The sequence below is a fragment of the Chryseobacterium sp. MP_3.2 genome (assembly GCF_035984805.1).
Classification (GTDB): Bacteria; Bacteroidota; Bacteroidia; order Flavobacteriales; family Weeksellaceae; genus Kaistella.
The window spans coordinates 32,384-45,912 of record NZ_JAXCHW010000006.1 but is presented as its reverse complement, the minus strand read 5'-3'; the positions used below and the strand labels follow the sequence as shown (position 1 = coordinate 45,912).

Annotated in this window: 10 protein-coding genes; 5 read left to right on the top strand and 5 right to left on the bottom strand. The window is 35.9% G+C overall.

Annotated elements, in window-relative coordinates; translation table 11 throughout:
- Nucleotides 1-33 precede the first annotated feature (33 nt).
- A complete protein-coding gene (ruvC, locus tag RCH13_RS09005; protein ID WP_326986909.1) occupies nt 34-588 on the bottom strand; it encodes a crossover junction endodeoxyribonuclease RuvC in 555 nt (184 codons plus the stop codon).
- A 91-nt stretch (nt 589-679) separates the two neighbouring features.
- On the opposite strand from ruvC, the gene RCH13_RS09000 reads away from it, so the two are divergent.
- From RCH13_RS09000 to RCH13_RS08985, 4 genes are all read left to right on the top strand, one after another.
- A complete protein-coding gene (locus RCH13_RS09000; protein WP_326986908.1) occupies nt 680-1,171 on the top strand; it encodes a hypothetical protein in 492 nt (163 codons plus the stop codon).
- Between the two features lie 4 nt (nt 1,172-1,175).
- Entirely contained in the window at nt 1,176-2,540 is a 1,365-nt protein-coding gene (locus RCH13_RS08995) for a M64 family metallopeptidase (RefSeq protein WP_326986907.1), read from the top strand.
- Between the two features lie 189 nt (nt 2,541-2,729).
- Entirely contained in the window at nt 2,730-5,462 is a 2,733-nt protein-coding gene (locus RCH13_RS08990) for a M16 family metallopeptidase (protein ID WP_326986906.1), read from the top strand.
- Between the two features lie 158 nt (nt 5,463-5,620).
- Entirely contained in the window at nt 5,621-6,034 is a 414-nt protein-coding gene (locus tag RCH13_RS08985) for a hypothetical protein (RefSeq protein ID WP_326986905.1), read from the top strand.
- Nucleotides 6,035-6,091: 57 nt separating this feature from the next.
- On the opposite strand, the gene RCH13_RS08980 is transcribed toward RCH13_RS08985, so the two are convergent.
- The 3 genes from RCH13_RS08980 to RCH13_RS08970 all read right to left on the bottom strand — a co-directional run bounded on the left by RCH13_RS08980 (nt 6,092) and on the right by RCH13_RS08970 (nt 11,467).
- Nucleotides 6,092-7,204, bottom strand: a complete 1,113-nt coding sequence (locus tag RCH13_RS08980) for a serine hydrolase domain-containing protein (protein ID WP_326986904.1) — start codon at nt 7,202-7,204, stop codon at nt 6,092-6,094.
- Between the two features lie 99 nt (nt 7,205-7,303).
- On the bottom strand, nt 7,304-7,702 hold the full coding sequence (locus tag RCH13_RS08975) for a GlcG/HbpS family heme-binding protein (RefSeq protein WP_326986903.1): 399 nt from the start codon (nt 7,700-7,702) through the stop codon (nt 7,304-7,306).
- Between the two features lie 384 nt (nt 7,703-8,086).
- Entirely contained in the window at nt 8,087-11,467 is a 3,381-nt protein-coding gene (locus RCH13_RS08970) for a methylmalonyl-CoA mutase family protein (protein ID WP_326986902.1), read from the bottom strand.
- Between the two features lie 171 nt (nt 11,468-11,638).
- Here RCH13_RS08970 and RCH13_RS08965 point away from each other — a divergent pair, with 171 nt between their 5' ends.
- Nucleotides 11,639-11,971, top strand: a complete 333-nt coding sequence (locus RCH13_RS08965) for a hypothetical protein (RefSeq protein WP_326986901.1) — start codon at nt 11,639-11,641, stop codon at nt 11,969-11,971.
- 232 nt (nt 11,972-12,203) lie between these two features.
- Here the strand turns inward: RCH13_RS08965 and RCH13_RS08960 are convergent, their stop codons facing one another.
- Entirely contained in the window at nt 12,204-13,037 is an 834-nt protein-coding gene (locus RCH13_RS08960) for a CotH kinase family protein (protein WP_326986900.1), read from the bottom strand.
- Nucleotides 13,038-13,529: the final 492 nt, after the last annotated feature.

Here is a 13,529-nt window from a genome sequence, read left to right as displayed (position 1 = left end):
ACAATTTAAATATTTGAAAATGAAAAACTTACCTTATTTCAACCGATCCGGATTTTGTTTCAAAAAACTATCCCATCCAGAATAATTTTTATCAGAAACCAGATTTCCTGAGTTAAAATGGTGACAAACCGCAACGGCTAAACCATCGGAAGCATCGAGGTATTTCGTGGGAAATTCTTTCAGATTCAAAAGATTTTTCAACATTCCGGCAACCTGTTCTTTGCTTGCATTTCCGTTTCCGGTGATGGCCATTTTTATTTTCTTCGGGGAATATTCGGTAATGGGAATATCTCTGTACAATGAAGCAGCCATGGCCACTCCTTGCGCACGACCCAACTTCAACATAGACTGCACGTTTTTTCCAAAAAAAGGTGCTTCTAGCGCGACCTCATCCGGATGATATTCATCGATTAGCGATAAAGTTCTTTCAAAAATATATTTTAATTTGGTTTCGTGATTGGGATATTTTTTTAGAATGAGTTCATGCATGGAAACGAGTTCCATTTTACTTTCCTTCACAGAAATAATTCCGAAACCCATAATGGCAGTTCCTGGATCAATTCCCAATATTATTTTTTCTTTTTGCACGCTACAAAAATAAACCGATTACTTTAATAATAAAAGATAATCTGCCGCAATAAACTTTTTTATATTAATTTTGATAGGAAATAAAACTGTTATGTATAGATCATTCATTTACACCGTTTTAATTTATTTTTCATTTTTCCTTAGTTCCTGTGAAACACAAGATGTTTCTTCTAGCAATTCCACGTCTTCTCCTACTATCGCGACTACTAAGAATAGCATAGTTTTCCTCTTTTTTCAAATTGAAAAATTAACTTCTGGTGAAGAAAAAGTGTTGCATACCGGTACTAAAACTACACAAGGCATCATGAAAGGCGGTGCCATTAATAACAAACCGAATGTTGCTGGCAATTTATTAATCTCAATGCTTGGTATAAACGGTGAAGTTTTAGAAGAACGCATTATAGAAGATCCTTTAAACCCCTTGATGGAAGTATATGCAGAAGAGGGACTTTCTAAAACCAAAATGACCTTCAACAAAGCAGAATTCAGCGTACGTTTTAATCAAAAAGGGGAAGTTGCTGCCGTAACTGTCCAGAAAATAACAGATAACTCCAAAATAAAACTAATTACTCTAAAACTATAATAACATGAAAAAAATTCTACTTTTTCTCTTGATGAGTCAATGGTGCTTATCTCAGACCTTTGAAACAATACCTTTAATCCAAAACGGCCCAAATGATAAGCGGATTAATATGGTGGTTTTAGGAGATGGATTTACGGCGACACAGCAATCTGATTTTGTCACAAATGCGACGAGTTTGGTGAATTACATTTTTAACAAAGCCCCTTTCTCGCAGTATAGAAATTATTTTAATGTGTACGCGATAAAAGTGGTTTCTCTGGAATCAGGGGTAAAACATCCAGGAACTGCAACTGATGTTACAGAACCCGTAATTCCTGTCACAAATCCGAATAATTTTTTGGGTTCATCCTTTGATGTGGGCGGCACGCATAGATGTTTATATTCTAATAGTACAAACGCAGTGACCAGCGTTTTGGCGAGTAATGTACCGGATTTTGATGTCGCTTTTATTTTGGGAAATTCCACAGAATATGGCGGCTGTGGAGGCACTTATGCCTTTCTTTCCAAAAACGTGCAGGCCAATGAAATTATAGTGCATGAATTGGGACATTCCTTCGGCAAGATGGCAGATGAATATTGGTTTTCTGGTAGTGGTGAAGCTGCGAACAAAACTAAAAATGGAAATACTGCGACCAATAAGTGGAGAAACTGGATTGGAATTAATAACGTGGGTATTTTCCCCTATGAGGAAAGTCCCACTTGGTTTAGACCTCATCAAAATTGCGAAATGCGCTACCTGAACCGAGAGTTTTGTTCCGTTTGTACACAGCAATTAATAGAACGTGTTCACACTTTTCAAAATCCAATTGATTCTTTTACCCCAACTAATACTGCAGCAATTAATCTATCTGGTTCCCTTACTTTTAAGGTCAATGAAATTTTGCCAATTCCCAATACTTTACTCAACACCTGGACTCTTAATGGAACTACTTTGGCAGAAACCTCTGACACGGCTACTCTTAATCCTGCCAATTTCAGTCTTGGTACAAATACCGTTTTGTTTTCAGTAGTAGATCAAAATAGCTTGTTAAAGGTAGACAATCACTCCTCAATCCATGTAGGAACCATTTCTTGGACCGTCCATAAAACGCTATCTACAATAGATGTTAGTGGTTCAGAGAGAAATTTTATCGTTTATCCAAACCCTGTAAAATCTCAATTATACATTAAAGATGAAAGTAGAAACTTGAAAGATATTTCCGTAGAAATTTATGACGCGGCAGGTAGAAATTTAAAATCGCCACGTGTAGAAATTATTTCTGCCAACGAAATTTCCGTAAAGATGGAATCACTCCTGCCTCAAACCTATATTATCAAAGTTTATGAAAATAAATCTTTAATCCTCACTCAAAAAATAATTAAAGAATAAATGAAGATCGATCACTAAAAAGAATCCGGTGTGTTTTACATCGGATTTTTTTTCGGTGCATATCGCTAAAGAAAATAAATGATAAAGTTAAAATCACCCTTTCGTTCAGAATTTTATAAATAATTTAAATGAAGATAAGCATTTAGCCTTTAGAACTTTGTAGATTTACTTTTATTAAAAAACAAACCAATGAAAAAATTAATTATCAGCTTACCGCTCTTATTGATGATGTTTATCAGTTCTGTGGCTCTAGCACAAAAATCGGAGACACCGAAATTTTTGGGAAATATTGAAGGAATTAAAGAATATTCCTTAAACAACGGTATGAAAATCCTGCTCATACCAGATGCTTCACAAAGCAATATGGTTGTGAATATTGTGTACCATGTAGGATCAAAAGATGAAGGATATGGAGAAAAAGGCATGGCGCATTTATTAGAACACATGCTTTTTAAAAGCACCAAAAATTTGGGCGACATTAAAAAGCAGCTTACTGACAAAGGCGGCGCTGCAAATGGAACAACCTATTACGACAGAACCAATTACTACGAAATTTTTCCCTCTAGCGATGAAAATCTGAAGTGGGCCATTAACATGGAGGCTGACCGAATGATTAACGCCACTATTTTGCAAAGTGATTTAGAAAAAGAATTTTCTGTGGTAAGAAATGAATTCGAAATCGGAGAGAATAATCCAAGTCGTGTTTTAATGGATAAGGTTATTTCTACCTCGTACCTATGGCATAATTATGGAAATTCAACCATTGGAAGTAGAGAAGATATAGAACGCGTAAAAGCACCAACGTTAAGAAAATTCTATGAAAAATATTATCAACCCGATAATGCAACGTTGATTATTGCAGGTAAATTTGAGGAGGATAATGCTTTAAAATACATCGCAGAAAATTTCTCCATCATCCCTAAACCTACCCGAGAATTAGGATCGACTTATACCGTGGAACCATCCCAAGATGGAGAAAAAACCGTAATTCTGAATAGAGCAGGCGAAAGCAAAATTATCGCCGCCGCTTATCATACCGCCGCTTACGCAGATCAAGATTTTGCTGCTTTAGCTGCACTCAATGAAATTTTAACTGGAAATCCTTCTGGTTATCTCTACAAAAGTTTGGTGGAAACCCAGATAGTTTCAAGCCTATGGGCGTATTCTCCCGAAACCAGAGATCCTGGCGTAATGTATTTCAACTTTGATCTTTCGAAAGAGAAAAACGTATTCCTTACGGAAAAATTGGTGAAAGCAGAATTAGATAAAGTGGCCACCAACAATTATACAGAGGCAGATTTAGGCCGTGCAAAATCGAGATTACTCAAACAAATTTCCGACATTAAAAATAACACCGTTGATTACGCCATCGCCTTGACAGAAATCGTCGGAAGTGGAAATTACAAACTTGCTTTTCTCTACCGAGATCATGTAGAAAACCTGAAGTTGGCAGATATTAAAAGAGTAGCTGATAAATATTTTAAAAGCAACAATCGAACGGTTGGAGTATTTGTGCCCACTTCCAATGAAATTCGCGTGAAACCTACAGAATTTTCTCCCACCCAAATTGCAACACTGACGGCAAATTACAAAGGCAAAACACTGGAAAAAGAAGCAGCACCCTTCGAGGCAAGCATTGCAAATCTCAAAAAAAATCTTACGGAAGGTACACTCTCTAACGGAATGAAATACGGATTGATCAACAAAGAGGTAAAAGGTGATAAAGTTTTGGCCACGTTCAAATTTCTGCTGGGGAATGAAAAAGATTTGGCAGGCAAAAATGAAGTAGCGCTTTTAACCGCAGATTTGTTGAATGCAGGAACTAAATCAAAATCCAAAGAGCAAATCCAAGATCGTTTAGACCAATTAAAATCATCTATCAAAACTTCTATGACTGGACAAAGTTTGACAATATCTGTGGAAACTTACAGTAAAAATTATTCGGAAGTGATGGATATTTTAAAAGATATGCTCTCAAATTCTGTATTCCCTCAAAATGAAATTACTAACGCAATTGCTAATTATTACACCTATTTAGAAAGTCAATTGAAAGATCCGCAGGCGATAGCACAAAATGAATTGCAAAGAATTGTTTATCCATATCCGAAAGAAAGTGTTTTCTATACGGGGTCTTTGCAGGAACAAATAGACAACACTAAAAAAGTTACACGCGACCAGATCTTAAATTTCTACCAATCTATATTAGGTGCCAGTACAGGATTTGGAACCGTGCTGGGAAATATTGAGCCAAAAACTGCAGTCTCTGCAATGGAAAGCACTTTTGGGAAATGGAATGCGAAATCAAAATACACGGAGATCAAACCTACCTTTTTTGAAACTAAAAAACTAGATAAACATTTCTTGACGCCGGATAAGGAAAACGCGATGGCTTTCGGAATGGAAACTTTCCGCATGGATCAAAAAAGTTCTGATTATGGCGCATTACTTTTGGCTAATGAAATTTTAGGAAGCGGTGGGTTTTTAGCAGCCAGAATTCCAATGAGATTAAGAGAAAAAGAAGGAATTAGTTATGGCGCTGGATCTTTTATGAGAGTGCCTGTTTCTAATGATGCAGCAAGTTGGGGTTTCTACGCCCTACTGAACCCAACTAAAAGAAACGCCGTAGAAAGCGCAGTAAAAGAAGAAATTTCGAAAGCATTAAAAGAAGGATTTACCGCTACAGAACTAGCAGATAATAAAAAAAGTTACAGCAATTTGCAAAAAACAATGCTTGGAATGGATGACACTTTAATTAATCTAGTCAACAAAAAACTTCAGTATGGCCTTCCTTTAGAAGAGTATGATGTCTTAAACTCAAAAATTGCAGGATTGAAATTAGAAGAGGTTAATGCTGCTTTAAAAAAATACATCACCTTAGACCGTTTAACATCTGTTTACGCAGGAGATTTCGATAAAAAATAAAAGAATTACGAAAAGATGAAAAATCCGGTTCAGAAATGGATCGGATCTTCTATCTTTAATGATTGCACCTTAATCATTTTGAAATAAGACCTTAAAAAAACAAAACTGTTAAGGATCGTAATCAATTTCTTGCCACCACTTTTACCGCAGGCTTAGGGTTGGCTTTAGCACCCGCCTTTCTCAGTTGCGCAACGGTACAAGTTGACCGTGTAACTTTTGAGCCCTTACTGGTTTCTGCCGGAACACTTTTAAAAGTTCGGGGAAATGTAAATAAATTTAACAACAGAGGTGGAACCGTCGGCGTTTTCGAAACGAAAGATGGTTTTGACACCCTATTTATTTTCGGTCATGCGGATAAACCAGAATTTGTTACCGGTAATAAATCCAATCTTAATGAAATGGCTAATTTTTTAGCGGCATCAAATGAATTTGTATTGAAAGCGATTAAAGAAGGAAAAACCACAGAACAACTCACCAAAGAACATGCGTTAATCCCTGGTTTTGAAAATAGAAAAACTCCAGAACGATTTACAGGATTTCTTGATGAACTAAGAAAAACGTTAACGGTCTAATTCCTTTTTTTTTCAGAAGCATTTAAAATTAAGGGTGGTGAAATTAATTTTCACCCCTTATTTTTTTAACCCAATCACTGCTTTTTCAATCACATCCATTGCTTGCTTAATATCTTTGTGAGGATTAAAAATGGCATTTTTTCCTCTTGACTCTTCTGCAATATTGGATAAAATAATCAGGGAAGTTTTAGACTCAGGATAAAACACTAATAAAGAAGGCGCTCCCTTCACATAACCCGAATGGAAATAAGAAAGAGGTGCGTTTTTACTCATCATGATTCCAAAACCGTAACCCATTTTCCCAAAGACGGGATGTTTTCTATCGGAAGATTTCGCTAATAATTTCTCTAAGGATTGCGGTTTTAAAATTAATCCGCCATATAAACTTTTATTCCAGAGATGTAAATCTGAAACGGTGGATAAAATTCCGCCCGCGGGTACAGAAATTTCACTGTTAGCAAGTCTTTTAGGCATATTACCTACTGCTTGAGAATTCTTTGCATTTCCTGTATATGCCCCTGAAAGATGATTGTTTTGAAACAGATTTGCTGTTGCAGAATTTTTCATTCCAACTTTTAAGAAAAGTTCTTTCGCATTTTCATCAAAAGATTTGCCTGAAACTTTATCTATAATTTCTCCCAACAATCTAAATCCTTTATTCGAATAGTGAAAATCTTCGCCAGGTTTTGATAGCAGACCATTCCCAAAATCACTGATTCCCGAAGTATGGTTGAGCAATTCTTTAATTTTAATATTTTCAAGGACTTTCGTTCTAAATTCCGGTAGAAATTTAGCGACAGAATCTTCAGTTGAAAGCTTCCCAGCTTCTTCTTGAAGTAAAATTAAAACCGCTGTAAATTGTTTACTAATTGAGGCAATTGCAAAAACTGAACTGCTGTCTAGAGGTGTTTCCGTTTTGAAATTTTCAAATCCTTGATCTTTCCGGTATAAAATATGATCTCCTTCAATAACCGCGACCGAACCATTAAAATCATATTTTGAAAAAACGGAATCAATCTGCGGTTTTAATAATTGCTTTTTGAAATTCTGAATCGTGCTATCAATAATTTCTTCCCGAGAGGTAATTTCTTGCGCAATTTTTTCTTTTTCAGATTTGCAGGAAGTTGAGAAGAGTATGACGAAGAGAAATAAGATTGAGTTAAAATTCATAGAAATTTTGTGTTTTTCAAATATAAAGAATGAAAAATTAGAATTTAAAAAAATACCTCTCAAAACTTGAGAGGTATTTCTATCCTGCTGCAAAAAATATTAAAGTGCTCCGGCTCCAGCTTCTGCTACTGCGTGATCATTTTCTACGGAACTTCCGCTTACTCCGATTGCACCGATAACTTCTCCCTCCGAATTTTTCAAAGGAATTCCACCGGGAAAAGTGATTAATCCTCCATTAGAATGTTCGATGTTGTACAGAGATTCGCCCGGTTGCGATAATTTACCTATTTCCCCCGTATTCATGTCAAAAAATCTGGCGGTTTTCGCTTTTTTAATGGAAATATCCAAAGAACCCAACCATGCGCCATCCATTCTTGCGAAGGCGACTAAATTGGCACCACCATCAACTACGGCGATATTCATTTTGCAATCAATTGATTTTGCTTTTTCTTGTGCTGCTGAAATTAATTGTTCAGCTTGTGCTAAGGTAACATTCATGGTGTGTACTTTTTATATTTAGAGATTATTCACTTTAATTAAAAAGCCATCAAGCCTTTGGAAGCTTGATGGCTTTTCTGATTGATCAATTATTTATCTTAAGATTTACTTACCACACGAGCAACCCTTACAAGTGCAATTGGTACAAGTACAGTTTTTACATTCACCTGTTTTACAGCCTTCGCAGCTGCAGGTACATTGAGTATTTTCCATAACTTTCTATATAATTAAGAGATTAGAAAATAAAGGTAAAAAATGATTTTGAGAAAATGGTTGTCATTACTTGATTTAACGAACATTAACAATTTCCAGCAAGTACAAAAAACCGGTATCAAGTTTTACAACATTGACACGGCTAATTATAATTTGAGTACTGATAAAAATTTACATATTCCGTCTATACATTCCTCCTACTTCAAACAAAGCATTAGTGATTTGCCCGAGTGAACAGTATTTTACCGCTTCCATCATTTTTTCAAATAGATTTTCTTGATTGATGGCAGAAATTTGTAAATTATTTAAGATTTTTTCACTTTTATCCGCATGTGATTTCTGGAAGTTTTCTAAATTCTGAATTTGTACTTGCTTTTCTTCTTCCGTGGAGCGAATAACTTCACCCGGACGAACCGTTGGTGAACCATCTTTTCCTAAGAAGGTATTCACTCCGATGATTGGGAATTCTCCCGTGTGTTTCAGCATTTCATAATGCATACTTTCCTCCTGAATTTTTGAACGTTGATACATGGTTTCCATGGCACCAAGAACGCCACCTCGTTCTGTAATTCTGTCGAATTCGGTATAAACCGCTTCTTCTACTAAATCCGTTAATTCTTCAATAATAAAGGAACCTTGAAGCGGATTTTCGTTTTTCGCTAATCCTAATTCTTTATTAATAATGAGCTGAATTGCCATTGCTCTTCTCACTGAATCTTCAGTCGGAGTCGTGATTGCTTCGTCATACGCATTGGTATGCAAAGAGTTACAGTTATCGTAAATTGCATACAAAGCTTGCAAAGTGGTTCGGATATCATTAAAGTCAATTTCCTGTGCATGCAAAGATCGTCCAGAAGTTTGAATATGGTATTTCAACATTTGAGATCTTTCATTTGCATGATATTTCAGCTTCATGGCTTTTGCCCAGATTCTTCGTGCAACTCTACCAATTACGGCATATTCTGGATCCAATCCGTTGGAGAAGAAGAAAGATAAATTCGGAGCGAAATCATTGATATTCATTCCGCGGCTCAAATAATATTCCACATAAGTGAACCCATTTGCCAAAGTAAAAGCCAACTGCGAAATTGGATTTGCACCGGCTTCAGCAATGTGATAACCGGAAATTGAAACCGAATAAAAATTTCTCACTTTTTCATCGATGAAATATTGTTGAACATCGCCCATTAATCTCAAGGCAAATTCTGTAGAAAAAATACAGGTATTTTGCGCTTGATCTTCTTTTAAAATATCTGCCTGAACCGTTCCACGAACATTTGCGATCGTATCCGCTTTAATTTTATTATAAATTTCTGGATCAATGACTTCGTCACCCGTAATTCCTAATAATTTCAAACCTAAACCGTTGTTTCCTTTTGGAAGTTCACCTTCGTAGCTTGGTCTTTTCAAACCTTGGTCGTCGAACTTAGCTTTTAATTTTGCCTCAACTGCTTCCCACAAATTATTTTCGGACAAATATTTTTCGACATTCTGATCGATGGCTGCATTCATAAAAAATGCAAGCAACATTGGCGCTGGACCATTAATCGTCATAGAAACCGATGTCATGGCATTCACCAAATCGAAACCAGAATACAATTTTTTAGCATCATCTAAAGTGGCGATAGAAACTCCGGCATTTCCAATTTTACCGTAAATATCTGGTGGTAAAGCGGGATCTTGTCCGTATAAAGTTACAGAGTCAAAAGCGGTTGACAAACGTTTCGCATCCATATCTGCGGACACATAATGGAATCTACGGTTTGTTCTTTCCGGTCCGCCTTCTCCCGCAAACATACGGGTTGGATCTTCACCGGTTCTTTTAAAAGGAAATAATCCTGCAGTGTAAGGAAATTGTCCGGGAACATTTTCTTGACCTTTCCAACGCAATAAGTCTCCCCAATCCTGAAACTTCGGTAAAGATAATTTTGGGATTTTTAAATGGGATAAAGATTCATATTTGGTTTCGACTTTAATTTCTTTTCCACGAACAAAATAAGAATAAGCGTCTTGCGACATTTCTTCTTTAAAATGTTTCCAGCCTTTTAAGAAAGCGATATTTTCTTCAGAAAGTTCTTTTTTCGTTTTAAGGAAAACTTTCTCCAATTTATCGGTTGTATGTTGATCATCGGTGATGAGAACTTTGGCACCTTCCAAAAGATACATTCTCTTTGCAATCAATGCTTGATTTTCAACTTCTTTATCGTAAGCATGGTTACTTTCTACAATTTCTGAAAGATAACGTACGCGTTTTGGAGGAATAACGGTGATGTCATCTGATACATTTTGCTCTACGAATTCTTTAAATTTGGGAGCAGTTTCTCCTTGATCTTTTTCTAAAGTTTCATTGACTTTATTAATTAAAGCATTGTATAATTCTGTTGTTCCGTAGTCATTAAACTGACTCGCTTTTGTAGAAAAAACAGGCATTTCTTCCAACGTTTTATCAAATGCAGTATGATTTCTCTGATATGTTTTCCGAACAGCTTGAAGTGCATCTAAAGCGCCGCGTTTATCAGATTTATTCAAAACTACTAAATCCGCATAATCCAGCATGTCAATTTTCTCCAATTGCGTAGAAGCTCCGTATTCTGGCGTCATTACATACATAGAAACATCAGCGATATCGGTAATTTCGGAACCCGATTGTCCAATTCCGGAAGTTTCCAAAATGATGACATCAGGTTTTGCTAATTTTAAAATATTTAAAGCAGAATGAATATAAGGAGAAACAGAAACATTATTTTCCCGAGTCGCCATGGAACGCATGTAAACACGCGGATCATTAATGGAATTCATTCTAATTCTGTCTCCTAACAAAGCTCCACCCGTTTTCTTTTTGGAAGGATCTATGGAAACAATCGCAATCTTTTGATCTGGATTTGAACGTAAAAAACGACGAACCAATTCGTCTGTTAAAGAGGATTTTCCTGCTCCACCTGTTCCCGTAATTCCAATGATGGGTATTTTAGAATCTTTTGCTTTTTCGGCAATGGCTTTTACCAAGTCAGGTTTTTCATCGGAGAAATTTTCTACGGCGGAAATTACTTCTGCGATGGATTTTGAATCTTCAAATTTTATTTTATCTAAATCACGAATCTCGATTTTTTCACCCGTGGCGAAATCAGATTTTTGAACCAAATCATTGATCATTCCTTGTAATCCCATTTCACGGCCATCATCTGGAGAATATATTCGATCAATTCCGTACTCCATTAATTCCTTGATTTCTTCGGGGAGAATTACGCCACCACCGCCGCCAAAAATCTTGATTTGAGGCGCACCTTTTTGTCGCAAAAGATCATAAATGTATTTAAAATATTCATTGTGACCACCTTGATAAGAGGTCAAGGCAATTGCATTTGCATCTTCCTGAATAGCGCAATCCACCACTTCTTCTGCCGATTTATCGTGACCGAGATGAATAACTTCGGCACCAGTTGCCTGAATCATTCTTCTCATAATATTAATTGCAGCGTCGTGTCCATCAAATAAAGAAGCGGCTGTTACGACTCTCACTTTATTTTTTGGGGTATATTTTTGGTTTTCCATATTTTAATTTCGATTGACTTCAAATATAATGAATTATATAAAGTTTTTAATTTTGCGCTAAGCACTTGATTGAAAGTTATTTGAAGTATACAATCCAAATTACTATTTGTCGGAAAGCTGAGCTGAGTAAATACATTCGTAAAATTTCAATATTTTTGCCAAAATTATCACATGAAAAAAGCACTCCTTTATCTTGTTTTAGGAACTCTAATCAGTTTTTTATTGAACTATTTTCTTCTTGGCACCCAAGGTTGGGAATTGGATTTGTATTATGGATTTGCTTTCGGAGCAGCATGGGCAATGGCTCATTACTTAGATGATACCAAATTTACCTTGCCGCAAAAATTAGGAATCTCCTTTTTGGGAATGGGACTTTTAATTGTTCTTGGAATCCTTCTATTCGATTTGGAAAAAGCAGTTCCGGCGGTGATTAAATTTTCAATAATCTTTGTAGCGTATTATTTAATTGCAAGTTTCCGCGCCTCGAAATCCTTAAGATCTTAGAATTTTAATTTTTGGGGATAGAAGCAGCTTTTACTGTGAAGTAATTATTCTGATCATTGCTCAAAAGTCTGTATCGCGACTGGTTTCCCCAACTTGCGGAACGATCACTGATTGACCTATCTTCCCCCGCATCATTGGAAATAGAATTAGAAATTTTGCTTTGCCACCTTAAGATTCGTTGTTGGCTGTAAGCATTATAGAATAAATCATACTTTTTATCGAGGAGATCATTTTAGTACTGAATGTATTTCATTTTAAATTCCAGAATGCTTAAAACTTTTGCAACTAAAGGGTTTTCAGAATTCTTGCCCCACTCTAAAGGGTTTTGGCTGCCGGAGTCTGTCATCAAAAATGACGTTCCAAACTTGTTGTCATAATCATAAGGAATAAAGTAAAATTTCTCATCTGTGCCAAAATAAAAGTAGAAGTTGTTATTGTTGCTCCAGTAATCATCCCACATTCCGAGAATAACGTTCACCGCATACGTTTTTAGAAAGAGACTCACATCCATTTTCCCGGAAAGATAAGATTGAAGGTTTTTTCCATATTTTGAATTGACATTGGTCATAAAATTAGCCAGTTGAGATTTGGCAGTTTCCAGCTTAGCACTTTTTCCCTTATAATCATAAGCTGGGGTATAATTAGAGGTTAATGTAATATTTTCCATCCCCATGAGATCTGGTGCAGTAGACGTATTTTTAAGATCAGCACCGTAATTGGCTTTCCATAAATTACCAGAATTATTATTAAATAAAGTGCTTCTGTTCGCTAAATACGTTTCATCTACAGGCTCAATCATTTGATAAACACCAAAATATCCTGCCTTCGCGTCACCTGTCACTTTAATAGTTAGCTTACAATAACTGGATTGCGGTGCGGTCCAAACTCCGAATCTTTCAAATAAATCATAGGAACAAACTTCTCGAACGTAATTTGCATCGTCCTTAAACCACTTCAAAATTAATTTTTCTGACTGATGGAAAAACTGCAACTTTCTATATTTTTTAAAATTCACGGTAAAGCTTGCATGTTTCCAATCAGGGTTTGCGGGTATTGTGTAATTCACCTAGATTCCCTTCAGGTCTCCTTCTGCTTGTATTTTCACGCAATCTCACCCCATACTGTCTAAACTCTCCGCAGAACGATTCTTCTTAAAAGCTAAATTTCCTACAACGTATTCTTCATTTTGCGGATTTTGATTGTAGTCGTTTAAAATTTTATTCCATTCCTCTTTTGATATTTCCAGATTGATTTCTGGAACAGCTTCGGGATCAAAAATATATTTTTAAGATGCTGATAAATAATAAGGTGTTCCGTACGGTTGCTGCACAAGATCAATGGGAGTTTCAAGTTCTTCTGCTTTTGTCGGGATTAGTTCATTATTTCTACAAGAAAATAGTGTGAGTATAATAAAAAGGAGAAGTATACTATTTTTAGAAATTGTAATGAGCGAATTTTGGTGAAATTTAATTTATTTAAATGACTACTTTAAAGATGAATAAAATATTTAAATCTTCTGAAGGTTAAAACTTTCGCTCAAATCCTGTAAATTTGCAAG